Origin of the sequence: Mycobacterium sp. 050128 (assembly GCF_036409155.1) — a bacterium.
Lineage (GTDB): Bacteria > Actinomycetota > Actinomycetes > Mycobacteriales > Mycobacteriaceae > Mycobacterium.
In genome coordinates this window covers 1-23,921 of sequence record NZ_JAZGLW010000011.1, presented here as the reverse complement: position 1 = coordinate 23,921, position 23,921 = coordinate 1, and the positions used below count along the sequence as shown (strand labels likewise).

23 protein-coding genes are annotated in these 23,921 nt (G+C 64.1%); 11 read left to right on the top strand and 12 right to left on the bottom strand.

What is annotated here, in order from left to right; all coding sequences use genetic code 11:
• Positions 1–84: 84 nt before the first annotated feature.
• Complete coding sequence (locus tag SKC41_RS30755; RefSeq protein WP_330981468.1) at positions 85–483, top strand: hypothetical protein; 399 nt, start codon at positions 85–87, stop codon at positions 481–483.
• 12 nt (positions 484–495) lie between these two features.
• Positions 496–852 carry a hypothetical protein gene (locus tag SKC41_RS30750; RefSeq protein ID WP_330981467.1) on the top strand — a complete coding sequence of 119 codons (357 nt, stop codon included), beginning with the start codon at positions 496–498 and terminating at the stop codon, positions 850–852.
• Positions 853–970: 118 nt separating this feature from the next.
• Here the strand turns inward: SKC41_RS30750 and SKC41_RS30745 are convergent, their stop codons facing one another.
• Both SKC41_RS30745 and SKC41_RS30740 read right to left on the bottom strand, forming a co-directional pair.
• The gene (locus SKC41_RS30745; protein ID WP_330981466.1) at positions 971–2,167 is read right to left on the bottom strand and encodes a hypothetical protein; all 1,197 of its coding nucleotides are present in this window, start codon (positions 2,165–2,167) and stop codon (positions 971–973) included.
• 98 nt (positions 2,168–2,265) lie between these two features.
• On the bottom strand, positions 2,266–3,396 hold the full coding sequence (locus SKC41_RS30740; protein ID WP_442931874.1) for an RNA-guided endonuclease InsQ/TnpB family protein: 1,131 nt from the start codon (positions 3,394–3,396) through the stop codon (positions 2,266–2,268).
• 254 nt (positions 3,397–3,650) lie between these two features.
• On the opposite strand from SKC41_RS30740, the gene SKC41_RS30735 reads away from it, so the two are divergent.
• Both SKC41_RS30735 and SKC41_RS30730 read left to right on the top strand, forming a co-directional pair.
• Positions 3,651–4,298 (top strand): TetR family transcriptional regulator, encoded by a 648-nt coding sequence (locus SKC41_RS30735; RefSeq protein ID WP_330981464.1) that lies wholly within the window; start codon positions 3,651–3,653, stop codon positions 4,296–4,298.
• Positions 4,299–4,303: 5 nt separating this feature from the next.
• Positions 4,304–5,149, top strand: a complete 846-nt coding sequence (locus SKC41_RS30730) for a class I SAM-dependent methyltransferase (protein WP_330981463.1) — start codon at positions 4,304–4,306, stop codon at positions 5,147–5,149.
• A 677-nt stretch (positions 5,150–5,826) separates the two neighbouring features.
• On the opposite strand, the gene SKC41_RS30725 is transcribed toward SKC41_RS30730, so the two are convergent.
• A complete protein-coding gene (locus tag SKC41_RS30725) occupies positions 5,827–6,813 on the bottom strand; it encodes a DMT family transporter (RefSeq protein ID WP_330981462.1) in 987 nt (328 codons plus the stop codon).
• Between the two features lie 308 nt (positions 6,814–7,121).
• On the opposite strand from SKC41_RS30725, the gene SKC41_RS30720 reads away from it, so the two are divergent.
• Together SKC41_RS30720 and SKC41_RS30715 are read left to right on the top strand one after the other, a co-directional pair.
• On the top strand, positions 7,122–7,433 hold the full coding sequence (locus SKC41_RS30720; protein ID WP_330981461.1) for a helix-turn-helix domain-containing protein: 312 nt from the start codon (positions 7,122–7,124) through the stop codon (positions 7,431–7,433).
• Positions 7,426–7,920 (top strand): hypothetical protein, encoded by a 495-nt coding sequence (locus tag SKC41_RS30715; RefSeq protein ID WP_330981460.1) that lies wholly within the window; start codon positions 7,426–7,428, stop codon positions 7,918–7,920. Before SKC41_RS30720 ends, SKC41_RS30715 begins: the two co-directional genes overlap by 8 nt.
• A gap of 100 nt (positions 7,921–8,020) precedes the next feature.
• On the opposite strand, the gene SKC41_RS30710 is transcribed toward SKC41_RS30715, so the two are convergent.
• Both SKC41_RS30710 and SKC41_RS30705 read right to left on the bottom strand, forming a co-directional pair.
• A complete protein-coding gene (locus SKC41_RS30710) occupies positions 8,021–9,370 on the bottom strand; it encodes a hypothetical protein (RefSeq protein ID WP_330981459.1) in 1,350 nt (449 codons plus the stop codon).
• A gap of 190 nt (positions 9,371–9,560) precedes the next feature.
• The gene (locus SKC41_RS30705) at positions 9,561–9,797 is read right to left on the bottom strand and encodes an antitoxin (protein WP_330981458.1); all 237 of its coding nucleotides are present in this window, start codon (positions 9,795–9,797) and stop codon (positions 9,561–9,563) included.
• A 234-nt stretch (positions 9,798–10,031) separates the two neighbouring features.
• Between SKC41_RS30705 and bioB the strand changes: the two genes are divergently transcribed.
• Genes bioB through SKC41_RS30690 form a run of 3 tightly spaced genes read left to right on the top strand, consistent with a single transcriptional unit; the run spans position 10,032 to position 14,336 of the window.
• Positions 10,032–11,123: a biotin synthase BioB gene (gene bioB / locus SKC41_RS30700; RefSeq protein WP_330981457.1), complete on the top strand. Its 1,092-nt coding sequence runs from the start codon at positions 10,032–10,034 to the stop codon at positions 11,121–11,123.
• A 37-nt stretch (positions 11,124–11,160) separates the two neighbouring features.
• Entirely contained in the window at positions 11,161–12,819 is a 1,659-nt protein-coding gene (locus SKC41_RS30695) for an FAD-dependent monooxygenase (protein WP_330981456.1), read from the top strand.
• 26 nt (positions 12,820–12,845) lie between these two features.
• Positions 12,846–14,336: an FAD-dependent monooxygenase gene (locus SKC41_RS30690; RefSeq protein WP_330981455.1), complete on the top strand. Its 1,491-nt coding sequence runs from the start codon at positions 12,846–12,848 to the stop codon at positions 14,334–14,336.
• Positions 14,337–14,412: 76 nt separating this feature from the next.
• On the opposite strand, the gene SKC41_RS30685 is transcribed toward SKC41_RS30690, so the two are convergent.
• The 3 genes from SKC41_RS30685 to SKC41_RS30675 all read right to left on the bottom strand — a co-directional run bounded on the left by SKC41_RS30685 (position 14,413) and on the right by SKC41_RS30675 (position 17,258).
• On the bottom strand, positions 14,413–14,598 hold the full coding sequence (locus tag SKC41_RS30685) for a hypothetical protein (RefSeq protein ID WP_330981469.1): 186 nt from the start codon (positions 14,596–14,598) through the stop codon (positions 14,413–14,415).
• 198 nt (positions 14,599–14,796) lie between these two features.
• Positions 14,797–15,993 carry a hypothetical protein gene (locus tag SKC41_RS30680; protein ID WP_330981454.1) on the bottom strand — a complete coding sequence of 399 codons (1,197 nt, stop codon included), beginning with the start codon at positions 15,991–15,993 and terminating at the stop codon, positions 14,797–14,799.
• 89 nt (positions 15,994–16,082) lie between these two features.
• Complete coding sequence (locus SKC41_RS30675) at positions 16,083–17,258, bottom strand: glycosyltransferase 87 family protein (protein ID WP_330981453.1); 1,176 nt, start codon at positions 17,256–17,258, stop codon at positions 16,083–16,085.
• Positions 17,259–17,479: 221 nt separating this feature from the next.
• Between SKC41_RS30675 and SKC41_RS30670 the strand changes: the two genes are divergently transcribed.
• Together SKC41_RS30670 and SKC41_RS30665 are read left to right on the top strand one after the other, a co-directional pair.
• Complete coding sequence (locus SKC41_RS30670) at positions 17,480–18,097, top strand: TetR/AcrR family transcriptional regulator (protein WP_330981452.1); 618 nt, start codon at positions 17,480–17,482, stop codon at positions 18,095–18,097.
• A 52-nt stretch (positions 18,098–18,149) separates the two neighbouring features.
• Positions 18,150–18,806, top strand: coding sequence for a VC0807 family protein (locus SKC41_RS30665; protein WP_330981451.1), 657 nt, complete (start codon positions 18,150–18,152; stop codon positions 18,804–18,806).
• A 40-nt stretch (positions 18,807–18,846) separates the two neighbouring features.
• Here SKC41_RS30665 and SKC41_RS30660 read toward each other — a convergent pair whose 3' ends face one another.
• From SKC41_RS30660 to SKC41_RS30645, 4 genes are read right to left on the bottom strand one after another with little or no spacing between them, the layout of a single operon-like run.
• Complete coding sequence (locus SKC41_RS30660) at positions 18,847–20,913, bottom strand: protein kinase domain-containing protein (protein WP_330981450.1); 2,067 nt, start codon at positions 20,911–20,913, stop codon at positions 18,847–18,849.
• A 34-nt stretch (positions 20,914–20,947) separates the two neighbouring features.
• Complete coding sequence (locus tag SKC41_RS30655) at positions 20,948–22,987, bottom strand: serine/threonine-protein kinase (RefSeq protein ID WP_330981449.1); 2,040 nt, start codon at positions 22,985–22,987, stop codon at positions 20,948–20,950.
• On the bottom strand, positions 22,977–23,114 hold the full coding sequence (locus SKC41_RS30650) for a hypothetical protein (RefSeq protein WP_330981448.1): 138 nt from the start codon (positions 23,112–23,114) through the stop codon (positions 22,977–22,979). Before SKC41_RS30650 ends, SKC41_RS30655 begins: the two co-directional genes overlap by 11 nt.
• A 58-nt stretch (positions 23,115–23,172) precedes the next feature.
• Complete coding sequence (locus SKC41_RS30645) at positions 23,173–23,676, bottom strand: hypothetical protein (protein WP_330981447.1); 504 nt, start codon at positions 23,674–23,676, stop codon at positions 23,173–23,175.
• Positions 23,677–23,921: the final 245 nt, after the last annotated feature.

The following is a 23,921-nucleotide window of genomic DNA, read 5'->3' as shown; positions in this document are numbered from 1 at the left end:
CCTCGCCCAACTCGCCCTTGCCTACCCAGAACGAATCAACCCCTACCTCTAACCCCAACGAGCACAACACGTTACACAAAAAACTTGACAAGCTCGGCCCGCGCGGTGGCCGCAGCCGTAGCACCGCTGGCCAAATCTCCGGCCGGCGCCCAGCTGCTCATGGCCGCCATGGACCAGCACCTACAGGCGATGCAAGGCCAGCTCCACACCACCAAAACCCAAAACCAAACCGTCTCGGCAACCCTGCGCCAGGTAGCCACCGGCTACCAAACCCTCTCCACCAGCGCATCAACCTCACCGGGCACTGCCCTGCCCCTCTTCAGCGGAGGCAAAATAGGTAGCGACCCAGGACCTCTACCCACGGGCATCGTGTGGTGTAGAGATCGTGAAGGTGGCGGCTTCACCTGCCGCGAGCTGCTCCCTGACGGAACCATTTCCATTTTCACGTCTCCAACCGACATCAGCGGCCACTGGCCAGACTGAAGGGAGAAACCTATGGACACCAGTACGCCACAATATGTGATCGTTGTCCGGCCACGCCTCGAACAACAAAGCGATCAGTCATGGAAAGCCTGGTACCCGAAGTCGGATTGGCACGTCACCGCCGACACCGAACAGGGCGCCACACAGAAACTCCACGATGAGTTCGAGCGGCGGCTCAACGCTGGCGAGCTCGATACCCAGCCCGACGAGTCGCTGCTGACGCAGCACCTGAGCGATCCGATTCCTGGGGTCTATGCCATAGACCGTGACGACTACATGCGGATACGCACCGGACCCAACTTTCGCCGCGAGCTTGATCAGGTCGTCGCCCGGATGGAGGGTGAGCATCCGCAGAGACGAAATCACTGACGTATCCTCGCCGTTAAGACCAGGTTGGACGGTTCAAACGAGGCCTGAACGCATCGAAAAAGGGTCGCATGACCTCGTTCGTCTCGTCGACGGCGAACCTTAGAGCGTGCTCGGCCGATCAGCCCGGCGGACCCGCAATGATGCTCGGCGTGATCGGCCCGGGTGCATTACCGCCGGTAGCTGTCCCGTTGACAAACGTGAATTGCTGCCCACAAGGGTCGGGCATGTAGTACTGCACGGTTGGGTTGGCCGCTGATAAGACAGCGATTTGTGCAGGAGTGATGGGCTGCCACGGCCCGATCTTTGGTGGCAGCGAGATTCCTCCGATGCCGCCGGTGGAGACCCCACCTAAGGTCCCCTGGCTCGCGTCGGCTGGCGTCTTGGCCCAGATGTCACCATTGAGTTGGATGTTCTGGAATTCCTGGGCCTCATAGGTGTAGGCCACCCAGCGCTGCATTTGTCCAGTCGGCCCGACCTGAGTGTAGGAGGTGAGGTCCTCGCCCGCGATGCGGAACTTGTACTGCTGCTGATAGGACGCGAACGGGGCATCGTTGTCGCCGATCCAGGTCCTGCCTGGTGTGTAGAAGCCGGTGGGTCCGCCCTCCGGGCCGTCGACCCAGGGCACGTGCTGTTTGGTCGGTGGGGGCGGTGTCGAACCCGTGTAGGGCGGAGGCACATAGTCCTTCCAGTACCCGAAGCGGGGGTCGCCGATGAACGGGTTACGGGGGTCGGTTGCCACAGGAGGCAAACCCGGCGAGGCGGGGGAGGCCGGCACCGGCTCGCCCGGCCTCCAGCCCGCCGCACGAATCGTCGGGTCAGCGGGGGAGTCTTTGGTGCCGGTGGAGAGGGTTTGGTAGCCGGTGGCTGCCTGCTGCAATGTCGCCGACACCGCCTGGTATTGGCCCTTGGTCGACTGTAGCTGGCCCTGCATCGCGGACAGCTGCTGGTCCATCGCGGCCATCATCAGCTGCGCGCCCGCCGGCGACTTGGCCATCGGCATCAGCGCGGCCGCTGTCGCACGAGCCTGGTCACGAATCAACCCCGACGCCATCCGGCCTTGCTGCCCGATCGTGGCACCCTGGCCGGCCGCCTGCTGCAACTGCTCATCCAGCCCCGCAGCACCGCTGCGCGCCTGCTGATACGCACCAGCCGCCTTCGTGACACCTCCCCGCAATCCGCTCACACCCTCAGGTGACGCCGGCACCGACGCACCCCCAGACGTCGGCAACTGCCCGCCGTCGCCACCCGCCGGATAAAGGTCATGCGCACGAGTCAGCAGCCGATCAACCCCAGCCACAAACCCCCCAATACTCACCCACCAAAGCTAACCTGAGTACTTGCGCTAATGCCACGGCTACGCCCACCGATGTTGACGTCCTCCCCACGGCTGAAGCCGGGGGATTCCAACCCCACTCATGCTGCGGTAGCCGAGTGGGGTTGGAGCAGTAGTTCCTCGCGGTTTCCTGCTGGTTCCTGCGTCGACGTCAGTGCAGCACCCGCGGGTGCTGCAGATTCTCGGCAGGCGGTGACCGCAAGCCCTGCGGCCAATATGTTTTTGGCGGCGTTGACATCTGCGTGCTCGGCGGGACGTGAGCATGCCGTGCACCGGAAGACCGCTTGGCTCTCACGGGATTTCGGGTCCACATGCCCACACGCCGAACAGCGTTGCGATGTGAACGCTGCCGGAACTTTCACCACGATGGTCCCGGTGTAGCGGGACACAGAATTCAACGCCAACTCGAACCGATGCCACGCCTTGCCCAGGATGGCCCGGTTCAAGCCGGACTTGGCCGCCGCCCCGTTGGGGAGGTAGTGGCCGGGGTTGTTCGGATCCTCAACTGGCCCGGCACGGCGGGTCATGGTCCTGGCTGGCAGTTTCTCCAACACCACCAGCGCATTGGTCTGCGCGAGCTGGTGTGCGGTCTGGGCGCAGAAGTCTTGCCGCCGATACCGTTCACGGGACCGCACCCGCGCCAGCGCTACCCGAGTCTTACCCCGGTTGGCTGAACCCTTCGCACTGCGGGACAGCTTGCGCTGCAACCGAAGCGCGCGACATCGCTCTCCCTCAGTGACGAAGGCTCGGTCGAGCGGTTCGCCGGTACTGGTGGCCACTGCTACCACGACGCCACGGTCCACACCCACCGCAGACCCCGGCACCGCATGTGCTGACGGTGTGGCGATCCCGTCGTCGACGAGCAGCGACACATACCAGTGCTGGGCCTCGCGTGCGAGGGTGGCCGAGCGGATGGTTTCGGCTCGCAGGCTGCGCGTCTGCCGGAACTTGACCCAGCCCAGCTTGGGCAGCTTGACCCGGGCATGCCGGCGGTTGAGCCGCTCCAGTGCCATTTTGTTGCCCTCCGGAAACCGGAACGACGGAGCCCACCGCCGACTAGAGCGCCACCGCACCCGAAAAGTACCGTGCTCACGGCACGCCCGATCCAGGTCCATCAGCGTCTGCTGCAAACAATGCCCCGGAACGTCTTTCAACCACGGGTGTTCTGCCTTAGCCTCGGCCAACTCGTGCGCCTGGGGCCCGTAGTTCATCCACGCTCCGCGGCGACGGTATTCGCGGCGTTGCTCCAAACCGGTGTTCCGCGTGCGCTGATCTTTGGTTCTCTGAACTGTCTCACGGCGATTCCAACCTGATTTGTCTCACGGAACGGTTCATTTCCTGGGGGCCCGTTATGCGCCCCGCCGCAAGCGCGCTGAGCGGGCACTCGCTAAATGCGGCGGCGCCGTGCTATCTGCTTGTCGACTCTTCCTTGCCACGTACTGAGTACAGACTTAGGATACTGATTGTGCGCTCAGTGGACCTGACAGCCAAGGCTAGGATCCGCAACGCGGCCGTGGCTTGCTTTGCGCGCGACGGTTTCCAGAAGGTGAATCTGCGTGCCATTGCGACAGCGGCAGGCGTCAGCGAGGCGTTGATCTTTCACCATTTCGGCAGCAAGGACGGGCTTCGGGCCGCCTGTGACGAGTACGTGCTGGACGTCCTTGTCGGGCGGGCCCGCACCGCGGGGCGTCCCACTGGAATGCAGGATCTCCTCGGCATCTACCTGTCGAACCCCGAGGAGTATCGGCTCCAGGTGCAATACATGGCCCGGGCGATCCAGGACGACGTGCCGGCCGCCGGCATGTTCGTCGACACGATGGTGGAGGAATCCGAGGCAATCTTTAGGACCGGCGCCGCCGACGGCGTCATGCGGCCGTCCTCGGATCCACGGGCTCTGGCGGTCCTGAATCTCCTTGTCACCCTTGGCCTATTGACGATGGGGCCCCCTTTGGCGCGTGCGCTCGGCCATGAGCACTTCGGTCCCGAGGTGCTACAGCGCATGGCAGTGCCAACCTTTGAGCTCTACACCCGCGGGCTCTACACCGACGACACACTCCCGAAAACCGCCCAGGACGCGTGGCCGGCTGCGCGTCCACCACAGAAGGAGGACTGAACAACATGGGCATCACGATGCCAGCGTTCACGCCAGCGCAGGAGAGCCTATTTCTCACACTGGGTGGCAGGGCGCTCGACAGCCGCTTGCCGCATCCGTTCCTCGGCGACACGATGGCCGACCAGATCCTTGGTGAAACCGGCTACGACCTCGCCAAGTTCCCCTCACTGACCACGAAGCTCCGAGACGCAAGGACGAAGGTCTTCGATATCGCGGTGCGGGCCAAGCGACTTGACGAGGTGGTGAGCTGCTTCGTCGACCGCCACCCGGACGCGGTCGTGCTGGATCTGGGCGCGGGTCTGGACAGCCGGATATTGCGGGTCACCCCGCCGTCCACGGTCGGCTGGTACGACGTCGACTTCCCGCAGATCGTCGACCTCCGTCGCCAGCTACTGCCGGCGCAGGTCAGCGTGCACAGCATCGGTGCTGACCTGACCGATCCGAACTGGCTCGACGAGGTCCCCGCCGACCGACCGGCCGTAATCGTCGCCGATGGCCTGGTCGCGTTCCTACGCCAGGACGATTTCGTGTCGCTGCTGAATCGACTCACCAGCCACTTCCCCAGCGGCGAAATTGCGTTCAATCTCTACACCACAGGGGCGGTCTGGGCGACTCAGCATTTGGGCAGCCTGGCCGCGATCCGCGCCGGGGTGGTCAACCCCGGGTTCAACGACCCTCGCCAACTCGAACGCTGGGTTGCAGGCCTCAAGCTGGCCGAGGAAATCTTCCTCACACGAGCACCCGAGGTCGCCGAACTCCCCTTTGTCATGCGGCTGACGTCGCGCCTAGCCGCCCCCAGCGCAGCGGTGTCCCGAATGATCGGCACCACCCTCGTGCGCTACAAGTTCTAAACCCGGCCGACCTTTCGCGATCAGCACGGCCCGGTACTGCTTAGCTATTCGTGTTTCGCGTACTACGCTACGAGCGTTTGGCGGGTGTTCCGCTGAGTCCGGCCGCGGCTGTCGCCTAAGACTGCGGTCTCGACCGTCAGCGGCATTGGGCGATCACCTGTGTTGAGCAGCGATACGACTGCGCGATGATGCACGGCACGGCAGCGTGCGCATTGCCAACGTCATTAGTGCTATCTAACATGTGTTTAATAGCCGTGACTTCGGTAGGAGCCACTCGAATAATCTGAAAGCATCCGTCATGTCGCACCTACTACCCAAATTCCACTCACTACCCGATGCGCTGGCACATCGTCACTGGCCTGGCCCAGCATTCATTACGGCCATCGGGCACATTCACATCCGGCTGCCTGAGCCGCGCCCGAATTACCCGACGCATGAGGCCAGCTATCTCGAGGCGGGGGAAATGAACCGCCTCATGGAGCACCTTTGATGCGCCAGCACACCGCGTAAATCAAACTGACCCACAGCGATTGTGGGAACCGTGTGCCGCGCAGGGGGATTGGCGTGCGGGGCTTGACGCCTGGTAAGAGGGCCGAAGTCCTCACCCTCACCGGCGACTCCCACCGCACCCGCCAGCGCCGCCAACTTCTCGCCAAGGAGAACCGGGCCGCAGATGACTAATCACGTTGCCGAGCCTGGCCTTTCGTGTCTTCCACAGCGGAAAGCCGGACCGTGACTGCCCGATCTGGCCCACCTCCCGAACGACCCACGGTGATGAAGTAGGCGCTTCCCAGGATCAGGATGCATCCGAGCACCTGCAGGACCGAAGGCATCTGCGCGAGGACCGCTGCGGCGAGCACCAGGGCACCAACCGGCGTCAGCAGCAACAGTGGCGAGCTGACTTCGACTCGCAGTGACGGGCTGCCGAGTGCGACGAGCAACCAGCCCAGCACTTGACCGCAGATCGCCGTCAACACAAGCCATCCCGTCGGCCCCCAACCAGGGGCCAGGCTAACGCCGCCCCACAGTGCACCGCCGATCAGTGCAGCCACGGCGGCCGACACCATGATCGTCACGTACGACTGGACCGGCGGTCGGTTCGGGCCGCCGCGTCGAAGCAGGAACAAGAACACCGAGTAGCACAAGGCTGCCAATGCGGAATGCACCGTCCCCGCAATAGGCGCAGACCCGGTCACGCCGGTCTCGAAGAGACCTCCGGTGAGCACAGCGCCAACAGCGACGACGGGCAACAGGACAAAGAACCGTATGCTCAGCGACTCGCGGTCGATAAGCCGGGCAAGCAAAGGCACCATGACGACCTGGGTGTTGACGAGGACCGCGGACAACCCGACACCGACCTCATAAATCGCTTGGGTCCACAACAAAGTGTCCGCCGCGAACAAAACGCCGGCAGCAGCAGCCCACCCGTGTTGATGCGCCGTGGGTGCTCCGCGCCTCTGCCGTTCAACGATGGCCAACGGCGCAAGCAAGGGCAGAGCGAAAACACAGCGATAGAACGACGCCGTACCCGGCGACGTGTTCGACAAGGCCACGAACAGACCCGACGACGACACTCCAACCGCACCCAGGGCCGTGGCCAACGCGGGTCGGTCCGCGACCGCACCCATCCAGGCCCTCAACCCCCGGCCGACTCCCGTGATCACTGCACGATGGTAAAGACTCCACCCACGAGCTTGCACTTAGTTTTGAGGCCGGCCCGGGCCCGGCAAACAGTTCGGGTCCGCTGCCGATCAGCGGCCATCACATTTCGAGCCCGGCCAGTTGGCGGATCCGGGCACGCCGAGGGCGATGTGGCCAACCTTGACCGAGGCTTTCGATCGCGAGATGCGCAAGCTAAACACGTGTGCCGCTCGAAAAGGCCGGCGCGGCAAAGTAAATCGGTGCCCGAGGTGTGATCCTCTGCGGCGGAAGCCCCGCAAGGACCATATAACAGATCTGTTATACTCAAGACATGGGTTCGTTCGGTGGAGATCTGATTCGCGAAGCACGTCGGCGGGCCAGGCTCACCCAGGCCGAGCTCGCCGCTCGTGCCGGCACCGCGCAACCGGCCGTAGCCCGATGGGAATCGGGATCTACTGCCGTCAGTCTCGATGACGTGCTCCGGTTGGTACGACTGTGCGGGCTGGACCTCGAGTTGCACCTCGTGGATCGCGACGACAGTGACCTGGCGCAGGCTGCCCGCCTTGCTCATCTGTCAGGGCAGCAACGGCTCGACCGGCACTCACGGTTGGCACACCAGCTCAGGAAGCTGCGCGATGCCTGAGGTGGAACTCGATCTGGAAAAACTGTTCGACGTGCTCCAGCGCCACAAAGTGATCTACGTGCTGATCGGCGGCCTTGCTGCGGTGTATCACGGTTCCCCGTTTCCCACGGAGGACGCCGACATCACGCCTGAGGACACGCACGCCAACCTCACCCGTCTGGCTGCCGCTCTACGCGAGCTCAATGCCAAGATTCGTACCGAATCCGTGCCCGAGGGCCTGCCTTTCGCTTGCGACGCAGACGGTTTGGCCGCAGCCCGGACGTGGAATCTCGTCACTAAGGCTGGCGATCTCGACATCGCATTCCAACCTTCGGGCACCGATGGTTACCGAGACCTGCACCGCGACGCTACCTCAGCCGAAATCTATGACACCACAGTGGAAATCGCCTCGCTGAGCGATGTGATCCGATCTAAACAGGCGGCCAACCGTCCGAAAGACCAACGCGTACTACCCACTCTCCGGGAAATAGCCGCCAACCGCCGTTAGAGCCGCCATCACGGGGATATGACGGTGAGGTTGTGTTGTTCGCAGGCGGTATTAGGATTCCCAGGCGGACAACGGAGTTGGCCTTGGTCCACGCTGAGGGCTAGCGCACCGCATCCAAGGGTATGGGTGGGCTGATGAGTCGGAATCGCGATGTGCTGCGTTCCATGAACCGGCGCTCGAATGTGCCCTGGATTTGCTTGCCGTCCAGCTTGCCGGTGAGCACCAGGTGGTCGGTGTCTGGCTGGGTCGCGCGCAGCACGATGTGGGCTGAATCGGGCTCGGGTTTGCGTAAGTCGAGGTGGTCGCCGTCGACCTTGAGTAACCAGGTGGTGGTGTAGCCGGCTGGGACCTGGCTGGTGAACCTGGCCACGGCCAGTGGCGCCTTGTTGCGGTCGGTGATCGCGACGTTGGCCCATGGCTGCGGATCGTTTTGGTTGAGCGTTGCTTGGCGCCCGTCGATGGTGAATGATGTTGCGCGCCAAATTCCGTCGAGGGTTGAGGTGGGGGTGTGATAGGCGGTGTACATCATGGCGCCCCCAACTGCGCTGACCGCCAGCAAGATCCCGGCGACGCCGAACTTGGCGACCGCGCCGGTTCTCCGCAGCCAGCGTCTTTCGGCCCCAAGTGGTAGCCAGTGCGCAACCGGGCGGGTGTGGCCGCGGTTGAATACCACGCGCGCCAGGTTCGGCCAGTAGGGCGCGGTGATACCGATGGCTACCGTGAATAATTCGCCGGCGACCAGCTTGACCGGCACGTCGTAGGTCATGTTCAGCAAGAAGATCTGCGCGGTGGCGATCACTGATCCGAGTGCCCCGAGTAGCCACGTGCGGTTCCACAGCAGCAGGATTCCCGAGGTGACTTCGATGAGCCCGGTGGCGACCGAGTAGGGCTCGGAGGCGGCCATGAAGCCCCAGAGTGTCTGGAAGAGGCGGGTGTCGCCCATCAATTGCAGCTGGTGATGGGGCAGGGCCATGAATCCCATTTGGACGGGGATCACCTTGCCCGTCCCGTAGTAGATCATCACCAGCGCCAGTCCGAAGCGGGAGAACACGATTAGTGAGGCGGCCAGGCGTCGGTAGTCAGGGCGCCGCCGATCAAGCAGTGTCCACACTGCGGTGATTGGCAGGGCCACGACAATCCAGCCGAGATGGAAACACCAGAACCACAACATGTCTGAGCCGGCGGACTTGGTGATCTCGACTCCGTGGCCTTGAGTCAGGTAGCTGCCGATTTGTGCGAACGGCCAGATCAGTGGTTCGAGTGGGTAGTGGCCCGTGTTGGCGTTCACGACACTGGCGTCCACGGTGACGAGCAGGATCGCACCGCCGAGGACGATCAGCATGCCGCCGCCGATGGTGAAAAGCAGTCGGAAGCCTAGTTTTTGCTGCGGCGTCCACTGCGCGGCTTGGGTTGGGTCTGGTGTTTGCGTGGCCGGAACGGCGCTTGTCACGACAGTCAGGGTAGGTGAGCCGCGTCCTGGCGGTGGGTGTGTTTAGGTGATGCCCAGAACCATGGCTAGGGCGCGTTCGACTTCGCGCATCGTCTCTGGCTTCAACGTACCCAGCGGTCGGATCAGTCGACTCTTGGTGATGCCACGCACTGCCCGACATACAGCGAGCCAAAGCTCTCCGCGCCGGGGATCACTCAATGCCGTCACCTGCGGTGGCGTCCCAATCGCGGTCCTCGTTCTGGGTGTCTGCCATTTCGGCGTCGGCCAGGGTGGCCGTGCGTTCTGCTGCGAATGCGGCCTGTCGTTCTGCCTGGTCGGACAGTTCCTCGAGGAGAGCTGCGATGGAGATGCCCCGCTGGCGAGCCTGTGCGGCGAGCTTGTCGCGGGTCGGGATCGGCACCCGGATCGTCGTCGTATCTGTAGCCATATTCTGCATACTCGTTTATCTACTTTTGCAGCGCTGCTATCGCCCTGCGCTCCTCAACATGTCTTACTGTTACCTTAGGTTTCTCTTACTTTTCTTAACTTTGGTGTACGGTCGCTCGTCATGGGCTTGAAAACCCCTTCGCGTTGGGGGTGGTCACTCAGCTCGTTTTGGGGTCGATAGCCCGCATGTCCGTCGGCCCACGGGATTGATTGGACAACGGAGAGGGAGAAGCTCGTGCATGAACCAGCGTCGGTGCCGGATACAGGGTTCGGGCAGCGATTGTCGGCGATCACCGGCATGGCGTTGCAGGGGCGGCGTGTCGATCGTGATGATTTGCTGGCGGTGTTGGCCAGCGGTGATGGCGATCTGCTCGATGTGGTCGCCGCTGCGGCACGGGTGCGCCGCAGGTTTTTCGGCCGGCGGGTCAAGCTGAACTACTTGGTGAACATGAAATCTGGGATGTGCCCGGAGGATTGCGGCTATTGCTCGCAACGGCTCGGGTCGAGCGCTGAAATCCTCAAGTACTCGTGGATCAACACCGACGAGGCCGCCCGGCACGCGCAGTGCGCGATCGATGCCGGCGCCAAACGCATCTGCCTGGTTGCCGCCGGCCGCGGGCCCGGCGATCGTGATATCGATCGTGTCGCCGACACGATCGCCGCGATCAAAACCTCCGCGCCGCACGTGGAGGTGTGTGTCTGCCTGGGGCTGCTCAAGCAGGGGCAAGCCGAGCGGCTGCGCGAGGCGGGCGCCGATGCCTACAACCTCAACACCAGCGCCGACAACTACGCGCGGATCTGCTCAACCCACACGTTTGACGACCGGGCCGCCACCGTGGGCAAAGCGAAAACTGCTGGGCTATCGCCGTGCTCGGGGGCGATCGTCGGGATGGGTGAATCCGATGCTGACATTGTCGATGTCGCACTGGCGTTGCGTGAACTCGAGCCCGATTCGGTGCCGGTGAACTTCCTTATCCCGTTCGAGGGCACCCCATTGGGTGGGCATTGGGAACTGACTCCGCAACGCTGCCTGCGCATCCTGGCGATGTTCCGGTTCGCCTTCCCCGACATCGAAGTTCGCGTCGCGGGCGGCCGCGAAATACATCTGCGCACCCTGCAACCACTGGCCTTGCACCTGGCCAATTCGATGTTTCTCGGCGACTACCTCACCAGCCAAGGACAGCCCGGCCACGCCGATCGGGCGATGATCACCGACGCTGGCTTCGTGATCGAAGGCCTTGACGAACCCACCCTCCCGGTCGAGCGCCACGACCTCGTCCTGGCTCGCCGCCGCGGCGCAGGCACCACCACGCCCGCCAACACCTAAACCGCGGATGACTTCGGACACAGAGGTGGACTCAACCATGCCGCACAAACCGGTGATCATTGTCGGCGGCGGCCCCGTTGGCCTCGCCGCCGCCCTCGAGCTCGCCCGATTCCATGTTCCCAGCGTGGTTGTCGAGCAACATGATTCGACCTCCTGGCATCCCAAGACCCGCAACCTGAACACGCGGACCATGGAGCTCGCCCGAGGATGGGGGAGCGCGGTGTATCGCCGGCTGCGCGGGATCGATACCCCGCCGGGCTGGAAGAGCCCGATCAGGTTCATGTACACGGTTGCCGGCCGACAAGGCGCTCAGATCGAGACCCAAGGTTTCGAAGGTCCCGGCCCGACAATTAGCCCGGCACAGCCGATTATGTCGTCGCAGGACCTGATCGAAGCCATCCTGCGGGACGCAGCGCAGGCGACCGGACTCGTCGATCTGCGGTTCGGTCATCAGGTCACCGACGTGCTGTCCGGGGCCGGCGACCACGACACCGAAGCGGCCGTGGCGGTCCGCGTCACCGCGACCGAAGACACCTACACGCTGGCTGGGGAAGCGCTGGTTGCCGCCGATGGTGTCCACAGCACCGTGCGCACCCAACTTGGCATTGTCCTCAATGGCGCACGGGCCCTGCATCATTTCGTCAACTGTTACTTCCGTAGCGATATCGAACGCCATGTCGGAGATCACCGCGCCGTGTTGTTCTTCGTCGCCAACTCCGAGGCCGTCGGAGCGTTGCAACCACTCGACGCCGGCGGCCGCTGGCTGTGCCAGATCGGGGTGCAGCCCGACGAGTGGGTGCGCGAGCTCTGGGACGACGAGCGGGTGCGGCGGTGGGTTCGCGGCGCGGTCGGTGTGCCCGACCTCGACGTTGAGGTCAAAGGCGTGGGGCTGTGGCAGATGAACGCCACGGTCGCCGACCGTCTCGTCCAGGGACGTGTGGTGTTGTGTGGCGATGCCGCCCACCAGTTCCCGCCCACCGGGGGGCTGGGCCTCAATACCGGATTGCAGGGCATGCACAACGCCATGTGGAAGCTGGCGCTATGCGTGCGCGGTCTGGCCGGCTGGTCGTTGCTGCAGACCTACGACGACGAGCGTCGAGGGCCCGCGATCACCATGATCGCCCAGTCTTTGCAGAACTACCGCAATGTCGGGCGTATCGCCGCGGCGGCCTACAACCCAGCCGGCAGCGACCTCAGCCCCGAGGAACTCCTGCGCGAGACCCGACGCTACGGCAATCACCTCGGCGTCGAATTCGGCACCGCGTATCGGTCAGCCGCCGTAATCGACGACGGCACAACACCTCCCGACGTCGAAGACAGCTACACCGACTACACGCCCTGCGCGACGCCAGGCTGCCGGGCCCCGCATACATGGCTGGGCAACGAGGGGGAACCGGTCTCGACGCTCGACCTATTCGGCGCCGGCTTCACCGTACTCACCGGCGCAGGTGGGCAGATCTGGCGACAGGCCGCCGCCAATGCCGCTCGGCTCGGAGTGCCCATCGCCAGCTATGCCATCGGCGATCCCGGCCTAGCCGATCCCAACAACGCGTTCTTCGACCGGTACGAGATCGGCCACGACGGGGCGGTCCTCGTGCGCCCCGACGGGTACGTCGCCTGGCGCAACCCAACCGGACACTGCGACGGCGCCCCACTTGTGCGCGCCGTCGAACAGGTCCTGAATCGCCACCCGTAACCAGACTTTCGGGACAGAAGGGGCATATGGCCGACCACGCGGTAGTCATTGCCGGAGCAGGCCCGACCGGGCTGATGCTGGCCGGCGAGTTAGCGCTAGCAGGAATCGACGTTGCGATCGTCGAGCGCCGCAGCACCAGCGATGAGCTGATCGGCTCGCGCGCGGGTGGGATGACATCGCGCACACTCGAGGTCCTCGACCAGCGCGGAATCGTGGATCGGTTCCTTTCCCAAGGGTGGCAAGGTCAAATCGGTCACTACTCCGGGATCTTTGTCGACATCAGCGACTTGCCCACCCGGCACAACTACGGGTTGGGGCTGCCGCAGTACCGCATCGAGCACACCCTGGCCGACTGGGTCAGCGAACTCGGGGTGCCGATCTATCGCGGACGGCAGGTGAGCGGTGTCGCACAAGACGACACCGGCGTCGACGTTGAACTCTGCGATACCCCACCGCTGCGCGCGTCATACGTCGTCGGGTGCGACGGAGGGCGCAGCGTCATCCGCAAGGCCGCCGGCATCGAATTCGCGGGATGGGATCCGTCGACGAGTTGCTTGGTCGCCGATGTCGAGATGGACGAGGAGCCGCCCTGGGGCACGCACCGCGATCCTGGGTTTTGCTCATTCTTCAAGCTCGAAGATCCGGGCCCGGTACGGGTCATGGTGGCCGAACCGCACGTCGGGACAGCCGCCGGTGAGCCCACCTTGAGTGAACTGCGGGACGCGCTTATCGCCGTGCGTGGCACCGACTATGGAATACGCGGTGCCACGTGGGTTTCCCGGTTCACCGATGTGACGCGACAGGCGACGTCCTACCGCGACAGGCGTGTTCTGGTAGCCGGCGACGCCGCACATGTGCACTTCCCGATCGGCGGGCAAGGCCTCAACACCGGCATCCAGGACGCGGTGAATCTGGGCTGGAAACTAGCCCAGGTCATCAACGCGACACCGGAAAGCTTGCTGGACACCTACCATGCTGAGCGGCACCCGGTCGCCGCCAGCGTGTTGCACAACACCATGGCCCAAACCGCGCTCAACGGCCCAGGCGAACGTGTCGACGCGTTGCGCGACATCATGTCTGAGCTACTGAGCATGGACGAGCCGCGCAAGCGAATCGCCGCGATGATGACCGGTCTTGATATCCACTACGACCTCGGTGAGGGACACCCCCTACTCGGGCGCCGCATGCCCGATATCGACCTACTCACCCCCGCTGGTCCACTGCGAACATTCACACTTCTCCACGACGCCCGCCCGGTACTTCTAAACCTTGGCAAGCCTTGGGCTTTCGACATCGTCCCATGGGCACATCGAATGAAAGCCGTCGACGCCGAATACGGCGGACCGTGGGAACTTCCCGTTCTGGGCCACACAGCAGCCCCCGAAGCCGTCCTGGTTCGCCCCGATGGATACGTCGCCTGGGTGGGAGATAACACGGGTACCGGCCTGCACGAGGCCCTTACCGCGCGACTTGGGTTTGACGACGATTCGAGCCCGTCAGCTACGACGCCGCGATGATTCGGCACTCGCAAACCGAACCCTTGAACCGCCGGCGCCGGGCCCTCACGTGATGGCCGCGCCCGGCGACGCGGGCTCAGGCTGTTCGACGCAGCCGGATAACGTCGTGCTCGACACACCCCACGCGATCAGCGGCCTCAGCCACCGACAACGCCGGGTTCAACAAGATCTGCAACTCATCAGCAGTGAAGGTCGGTTCAGCGTCCCAGGGCGCCTCATCCCACCCGAATTCACTGAAGCCCGAAAATAGTCCGTCGCACATAACTATCCTCACGAAAGATGGGGAATAGGTGAATATTTCGCTGGCCGAGACATCCACCGTCAATCCGCGGATTTGCGTGGGCTCCGTCGCCCCGGCGGAATTGATTGCCAGGGATCCCATGGTAGCGGCGCAGCGATCAAACCGCCTCCAAGCAGGGACAAGGTCATAGGTGAGTCCGGCCGTGCGGCGTCGGTTTCGTTAGATGCTGCCGGCGCTCGGTGCGGGTCTGAGGCCGGCCGCGATCGTGGCGAGGTGGTCGCCTGTGAGGTTGTCTGAGACGAGGAATACGAACGTTCCGTCGCGTTCGAGATATGCCTGGGCCTGAGACCATTCGGCTGGTCTAACCCTGACCGGCAGCTCACCGTGGGCTGCCTCTTGCCAGTTCTTATCTGCGGTCATGTGCCCGTACTGCTGGGAAGCATCAGCCGCGGTCATCTGCGAGATGGTTACGCTCTGGTGCCCGTCGTCGGAGTAGTAGCTCAGCGAGACTTGCGCCGGCGCTGGTGGCCGCTGCGAGGCTTCAACGAGCACGCAGTGCACACGCCAGCTCGCGGTCACGCGCTCTGGCACGAAAATCGTGAAAGGGACACGTTGTTGGGCTTCGGTGACCGTGAGGCGCTGCAGCCGGCGGCGATCTCGGGTGGGCTGGATCTGTTCGCCTTGCGGTGGCGCGAATTGGAAGACGCCGGCGGGGATCGGCTCGTCGAAGCGGATCGCGAGCGTGGTGATCTGGTGGAATGGCTGCTCGTCGCGGATCGCGGTGGCGGCGAGTAGCACTCCGCGTTCCTGGTCGACCTCGAGCTGGTAGTGGTGGGCGCCGGTGCCGAGCTCGTGAAGCCCGCGGAACACCGTGTGGCGTGGATCGTGTGGGCGCGCGGTGGCGTGAGCGGTGATCGTGGCTTTGCCGGCAACCTGGGCGTTGCCGGTCACGCGGAAGCGCAGCGAGTTGAGCAGCGGTGTGGGATTGAGCATGATCTCCAGCTGCTGTCCGACGCCGCTGCCGACACTCGGATCGTCTTGGTTGCTCATGGCGCCCATGTGCGCGTCCCAGAACCACCACAGCGGACCGTCAGCGACGCCGTAGTAGCCGTCGCGGCGGCCGCCGTGGTGCTCTTCGCGGAATCGTGAGCCGTCGCGCCAGATGTGCACCGTCTCTTCGGTCTCTGGGGCTTCGGTATCGCCACTGCCGACGGCGGAGGTGCTGCTGATGGAAGCGCCGCGCTGTTTCTGCTCCTCGGCGTCGGCGCGGAACGCCGCCAGTAGGCGCTCTTCGTGGCGCCAGACACGGTAGGTCGCTTGAACCGTTCGAAACCGGTCAGCAGCGTCGTGTAGCAGCGCCAGCAGTGCGCCGAACTCGGCCACCCCGCCACTCGGGCGGTGCGGCGCCTTGGACACGGCCTCACAATAGACCGGAGAACGACTGGGGGACAACACCAAGCCACCATCGAGCTTGCTCTACGGAAAGCTCCAGGACCGCCACCACGTCAGCCACTAGACAGTTGGGGAGGCTCGCTCTTCTCGCCTGCTGGGGTGAGCCCGCGCGTCGCGATCGTCGTGGCGGCAACGACCAAGAACAGGAGCGGGTGTGTGGCAACGATGAGCAGCTTATCGAATCGAGCCATCTGGTCGATGGCGGCATCCAAGGCCTGAATGTAGGTCGGATAGTGCGATTGAATCCGCAGCGATGCGCGATAGAGCCAGGCGTTGAACCACATGAAGGCAACGGCGTAGACCGCCACCGTGGTTACCACCCAGGTGCAGCGCGCCGCCCCGGCACTGCGGGCGATCCGATCCAGCGCGACGGCCAACAGCGACACCAGCCACAGCCAGTGGTGTCCCCACGCCAGCGGCGGCACCGTGCACGAAAGCAGACCGGTAATCGTGATCGCAAGCAGTCGCTGACCTGCCCTCTCGGCTCGGTAGACAGCGCACAAGCCCACCAATCCCGCGAGCGTGTCGCCGACCAACCACCACATCGTCGGCATCGGCGCGGGGTCCCACAAAGTGGCAAGGACGCCGCCGATCGAATAGTTGCCCGGGTGAGTCAACGGACCGATTCTGTCGGTCTGGAACACGGCATGCGTCCAGTACTGCACCGAATCGACAGGCAGCACAAGCCATGTCAGTACAACTGTGGCCGCGCAGGTCGTGATCGCCGCGATTGCGGCGCGCCACTGCTGCGTGAGCAGAAGGTATGGAATAAACACCGCCGCAGTGAGTTTGACGCCGGTGGCGATGCCCACCGACCAGCCTCGCAAGTACGCACCGCGGGGCCGTGTGAGATCCCAGACAACGATGGCCATCAACACGAGGTTGACCTGGCCTTGCCACAGAGTGCCGCGCACGGCCTCGACGTCGAGGGCCACGAGTGCCATGGCCACACTGAAGGCAACCAGGAGTTGGTCGCGCCGGTAGCCCAAAACGGTTGCGCAGCGCCATATCGTTGTGGCCAGCGCCATGAACGACACCAGCATCCACGCCGTCTTGGCCACGGGAAAGCTCAACAGCGCCAAGGGGATGAATGTGATCGCCGCGAACGGCGGGTAGGTGAACCAGCCTCCGGCAGGGAGTTCGGCGGCGTACAGGGTTGCGCCGTGGACTACTTGCAGCCCACCGTGGCAGTAGATGTCGAGGTCGCCACCATTAGTAAGCATGCCCATGTGGGAGTCAGCGGTGAACGGTTCGAGCCATTGCTGGACCAGCAATGAAAGTAGCGCCGCTGCCCACGCCGCGATTACCCATTGTGGCCTGACCGCACGTAAATCGCTGGTGGCGTGGCGCTTTCGATTGCCTGAGTAGTCTGTTGTGTTGCGTGACGGGCGTGGAGGTGCCGACGGGTTCACATCCCCCTTCGTATATGAAGCATATGTTACAGTCAAGTATGCCGCGCCCGATCGATCACGCTAAACGCGAAGAACTCCTCGCGACCGCAGGACTGATTCTGGCGCGTACCGGCGTGGTCGATACGTCGCTACGCGAGCTTGCCACCCAGATGGGCACCAGCGCGCGAATGCTGGTCTACTACTTCGACAGCAAAGAACAGCTCATTCTGGAAGTGCTAACCCGACAGCAACGCGCCGCCATCCCGGCAACCAACGAGTTAGAACTACCGGTTTCCCTTGCCGCACATCGCGCATGGTGCTTTCAGGATTGGTACGAGTGCACACGCGGTGAGCGTCACAACAATCTGCGCGTCGTGCTACAGGTCTTCGGCGCCGCCTGCGGCATTGACAGTCCATACCGCAGATACACCTGGGAAACACTGTCTTTGCTTACCCGCAATTCCCAAGCACGACTCGAAGCGTTAGGAATGCCACGCCATGTCGCTGAAACCCGTTCGCGGATCGCCCTCGCCGCATTCCAGGGATTCATCATAGAGTTCTTCACCACCAACGACCAGGACCATGTCGATGACACCTTCACCCGGTTCGTCGACGAATTCCTGCTAGCACCGTACCCAGCTCAGGGCCGATCCCGACGAAAGGAATCCCTTGATTGACAACAAGATTGAATCTCAAGTACAGCCAAGTCCTGAACAACTTGTCAGCCCGGTGACTGTCCCAGCAACCCTGGGTGCACCCGGCTACGGCGAACTGCGCCGCGGTGTCATCAGCCTGTTGCTGGGTATGGGCTCGTACTACATGGCCCGCTACCTCGGCGCAGCCGCACTCGATGCGTTGCTGATCAGCACTGTGGTGTCAGCAGTACGCGTGGTCTACGCAGCCATGCGTGCCCGCCGGTTCGATCCGATCGCCGCATTCCTGCTCGCCGCTGACGGCGTCACCGTTGTCGTCGGCCTCGTGTCGCGATCACCTATTATCACCATGTTCGGCCAGCACATCCCCGGCATCGTCTTCGAAATCTTTGTCATCGCGGGTCTGATCAGAAACCGGCCGATCACCGAATCACTCATCAACTGGTTTCGGCCCGGATGGGTACAACACCACATCGACAACCACACCTGGACTGGCACCGACGCCCACGCCTACCACCGCGCCCACATGCGCCTGACCCTCGCGGTCGCCGTCGCACAACTGCTGCACCTGGTCGCCGCGTCCGTTGGCATCCTCGCGCTGCCCGTTGACATCGCCAAGGGGCTACTCGGCATCCTCGCGCTCGGCACCGACGCCATAGTGCTGACCATCGTGCTGGGAGGCATCGGATACTTCCTGCGCCGCCGCCGATACGAATACCACCAGGAGTGGTGATCGCCGCCGACGCGTGGGGCGGCGGTAAACCAATGCAGTGTTACTTCAGTTCTTTTCTTCGCAGGAAGACCGGTGGTTGGGTGCTCAGATCGACACCGCCGTCGACGGGGATTGTTTCGTGCAAGTTCACGGGTCGACCTTGCTGGGTTGCGCGGGCGCGGTAGTGCAGGACACCAGTGACATGAACCCTCAGGGTGTTGGCGTCGAGGTCGTAATGCATGTCGTCGGTGGTCTCAAGAGAGTCCACGTTCAAACTGTCGTTGTCGATGGCGTTGGGGCCGGTGGTGACGACTTGCCGACACCCTTCAGGGGGGCAACACCCTTCCGGCGGCGCGGCCCCGGCATAGCAGTAGTGCACTCGTCTATCGACCGTCTCTAGTGATACTTGACGGCCGACGTCGTTGAGCGCGATCACGGGTGTGATGGTGGATGGGTTGGCCGCCGTCAGTGCTTCGAGCAGCAGTGGTGTCGTGTCTGCGGTGATGTCGATGTAGCGGTTCGACGAGGAGACATGTGGTGTTCCGGGGAACACCGAGATCGTGCTGGCCCCATTGGTGAGCGCGCCGGCGACGGTAAGGGCTTTCATCGCGGCCGCGGAGTTCGGCGGTGCGGTGATCGTGACCGCGATGGTGGTGGTCTCCAGCTTCCACTGGCCGTCTTTTTTGTGGACGGTCACGACGGCTTGGGTGGGGGTGGGCCCGATGCGAGCCGACAGCACGACGCGTTGGGTATCCGGCGAGGCGTCCGGATTGCGTGCCGGGTCGTTGGTCGCGGTGATCGCGCTGATCGGCGTCGCCGAGAGCTGGTCGACGAGTGCCTTGTCGGTCAAAAGTTGCGGGGTAGCCGGTTGTTGGGCGCCCAGCGACACTGCGGTCTGGGCGTCGCCGGTGGCCAGCGCCTCCAAATAGTGCTGGCCCACCAGGCGCGCGGCCTCGCCGTCTTGCGCGGCACGCTGGGCCGCGTCGGGACCGCTGAATTTGGCTACCGCGAAGATGCCGCCGCCCACCAGCAGGGCCACCACCGCCAGTGCCGAAACTGCTGATACCACAACGCGTTTGCGGGAGCGCCGCGGTATAGGTGCTCTCTGCGGTGGCGGGGTGGGGTAGCGGGGGGCCCTCGGTGGCGGGAAGGCGGGGTGTGGGCCGGGCCCGGGTGCCGGGGAACTCGGGATGAAGTGGTGCGGGGGAGTCGGGGCGGCCAGGGGCGCTGAGGTGGGCGGGGGCAATGCGCCTGGGGCCGGGGTTGGGGCGGGGCTTTGGAGCTCGCTGGTCAGGGCGGCGGCGAAGTCGCTGCACCGGGGGAAGCGTTGGGTGGGGTCTTTGGCCATGGCGTGGACGAACACCACGTCGGTGATGGTCAGGTCCGGGCGGGTGGTTCCGGGGCGCGGAGGTGGCGAGGTCAAATGCGCGCGGATCACCGAGATGGGATCTGTATCGGAAAAGGGTGGAACGCCGGTCAGGAGGTGGTAGGCCGTGGCGGCCAGAGCGTATTGGTCGGCACGGCCATCGAGTGGGGCGCCGCGCAGTAGTTCGGGTGCGGCGTAGGTGAAGGTTCCCAACGTTTCGACGGTGTCTGTCATCAGGCTGGCTGTCACGTCGTTGTCGTCGGCGGGGCGAGCGATACCGAAGTCGCTCAATAAGATTCGGGGAGTGCTGCCGTCATCGGGGTGGCTGATCATAATGTTGGCGGGTTTGACGTCGCGGTGCAGCAGGCGGAGCTGATGGGCGTGATCCAACGCCGCGCCGACGGCGCTGACCACGGCGAGCACCTCGGCCGGGGGCAGGCCCAGGCCCTGGCGTTGTGTGAGGACCGTATGAAGATTGGGGCCGTTGACGTAGTCCATGGCGATCCAGAGCTGGCCATTGAATTCGCCGCGGTCGTGGACCGCCACGATGTGGGGATGCCAGAGCTGCGAGGCTCGATCGGCCTCACGGATGAAACGTTTCTGGAAATTGGGGTCGGCCGACAGATCCGCGCGCAGCACCTTGAGGGCCTCCAGCCGCGGCAACCGGGGGTGGCGCGCCAAATACACTTCGCCCATCTCGCCGGCACCCAACAGCCGCACCACCGTGTAGCCGGCAAACGAGGCACCTTCGCTCAACGGCATCGGGGCTCACCTTCCTCAGTTCACGCTCGACTGTCTAACGATGGTTGGGGGTGGATGAATACACCGGGGGATCTTTGGTCAAATCGACTGTGCCGCTGGCTTTGTAGATCACTCTGCTGGTGGTTGGTGAGTGAGCGTTGTACACGACGCTGCCTGATAAGGTCACCAACATGGTGTTGGGATCGAAGGTGAACCGGGTGTCGGAGAAATCACCGGCACCGATCACCGATACTTTGGTGTCACCGGTGTCCAGGGTGTTGCACTCCGGTGGCGGGGCGACTCCTTGGTAGCAGTAATGCTGCCAGTTGTCGATGGCCGTTTTGGAGGCTTGCAGGCCGGCATCGTTGAGGGTAGCTACGGGTTGGATGCTGGGGTGGGTGGTGTTGGCGCCCAAAGCATTCAGCAGTACCGGGGGCGCCTGGGCGGTGATGTCGATGAAGCGGTTCGACGAGGAGACGGCCAGGGCGCCTGGGAAAACCGAGACCGGGGTTGTTCCGTTCGTTGCGATGCCGAGCAGTGCGACTGCCTTGAACGTGGCACTGGTGGTGCCTGGCGTTCCGATGTCGACGGGCACGGTGGCGGTGTCGAGTTTCCAGTCGTTGCCGTGGCGGTGCAATGCGATACGCGTCTGTGACGAGGTCGGCCCGAAGCGGGCGGACAAAATCACGTACTGGACGCTGGCTGGGTCATCGCCGGATGCCGGGGGAGCTGAGGTGACGGTAATGTCGGTGATCGGTGTTGACGCCAATTGGGTGTGCAGGGCGTCGGCGCTGACCCACTGTGCTGTGGCCGGGGCGGTGGTTGCCAACGACAATGCCGTGTCGGCGTCCCCCCGCGAGAGCGCCTCGAGATAGTGCTGCGCGGCCAGCCGGGCAGCCTCTTGAGCCGATGTCGTGTCCGGTGGGGAAGGGGTCTGAGCGCCGTGCGGCAGGACGAAATACGCGAGCACGCCGGCGGCGGCGAGCACCACGGCCGCCGCGGCCGCGGCCCGTAGCCATCGGCGCTGTCGTGCCGGCCGGGGTGGTGAGCCTTCATGATGCGGGTTGGGCGGCGTCGGCGGCCATCCCGGGCTTGTGTGCGGTCGCCGAGGTGGCTGTGGTGGCGCGGTGAGCGCGGCGGCGACCGGCTCAGGCGACGGTGGAGTCCGATCAGGCCGGGTCGTTGTCCACGGCCGGGTCTCGCTGGCTGGCTGGCCGGCTGCTTGAGCCGCCGGGTTGTGTGAAGATGGCGCAAAGCGGAGTTGATCGGCCAACGCCGCCGCGAATTCGCTGCACCGTTGGAAGCGTTGCCGCGGATCTTTCGCCAGAGCCCGGGCAAACACGGCATCGGTGATGGCCAGGTCGGGACGAAGGGCTCCAGGAAGTGGCGGTGGCGCGGTCAGATGGGAGCTAATAACTGCCACCGCAGGCAGATTGGCGAACATCTTGGTGCCGGTCAACAGGTAGTAGGCGGTTGCTGCCAGCGCGTATTGGTCTGCCCGGCCGTCCAGTGAACCGCCCATCAGCTGTTCGGGTGCGCAGTAGTTCACGGTTCCGACCGCCATGTTGGTCGCGGTCAGGCCGCTCGCGTCGTCGATCGGGCGCGCGATACCGAAGTCGCTCAACAGGATTCGTGACTCTCCGGTGTCATCGGCCCGGCTGACCATAATGTTGGCGGGCTTGACGTCGCGGTGCAGCAGGCCGCGGTGATGAGCGTGATCTAAGGCGTCGCTCACCGCGTTGACCACCGCCACGACGGCCTCGCCCGGCATTCCGGACGCATAGTTCGCGCTGACCACCGCGCCCAAATCGGCGCCGTCAACATAGTCCATGGTGATCCACAGCTGGCCGTCGAATTCGCCGCGGTCATGCACCCCCACGATGTGGGGATGCCACAATCCCGAAGCTAACTCGGCCTCCCGGTTAAACCGCTGTTGGAAATCGGGGTCGGCCGAGTACTCAGTGTGCAACACCTTGAGCGCCTCCAGGCGCGGGAAACGGGGGTGGCGGGCCAAGTACACCTCGCCCATCCCTCCGCTACCCAGCAACCGCACCAGCGTGTAGCCGGCGAACTGTGCACCTTCGCTAAGCGGCATTGATACCCCGATGCGTCTCGCGGTCCTCGCGGGGCTGGTCACGGCACGACGTGACGCTCACCTCCTCGATTGCGTTGTCGCCCAGCGGAGTTGGCGCAGCGCTGTCGAACGAATGTGCCACGCTCACCGCCCCCTCCCAGGCAGACAGACCTTGGCCATCGGTGGCAAACCGCTTCTGCATGGCGTTAGGTGCTTGCCGGTTGGGTCTGTCTGCGCCGGCGCCCACCGCGCGGGTTACGGGCAGCCGTCCAGCGTTTGTGGAAGGCCCGCACGGATGCCCTTGTGTAGAGCCGGCGACTGGCCGTATGCACGACGGGTGCGGGAAAGTCCGCGTCGTCGGCGAGTTGTCCGGCGCGCTGGCGGGAAACGCCGAACTCACCAGCGATCTCGGTGATTCCAATGAGGTCAAGGTTCAGCGGTGGTGGGTGCTCAGTGTCGGCGACGAAATCAGCGGCGCTCTGCACCAGCAATCGGATGGGTGCCGCAAGACCGGTAGCCGCGGCCGCGGCGCTCAGACCCACTCCGGTGGCTTCCGCCAGGGTCGAGGCCTCCACCGCCAGGGTGATCTGCAGCCGATTACTGCCAGCGTCGTAGCTGACGTCGGCCCTACCAAGGGCCTCGGCCAGTGCCGCGGTGTCGGCAGCAGTCAGTCCTGCGGCGGGGTAGATGAGCTGAGTCGTCCAGGTCATCAGACACCAGCCCCCTTGTCGGGCGCGCACCGCGCCTGCGGGGCCCCAGGACATACTGAGCCACAACTATTGACAGACGCAAGGGTCCGCGAACTGCTCGCCAAAGACCGCACCGAGTAACGGCGAGATAACCGCCGTCACTGCAGAAAGGTGAATCGCCGTGGAAATCCCGGAGGCTCCTGACCTTGGAAACGAGGATGGAGTCATGCCGAAGGAACAGTCGTCAGGGAAGCCGACCAGCCGTA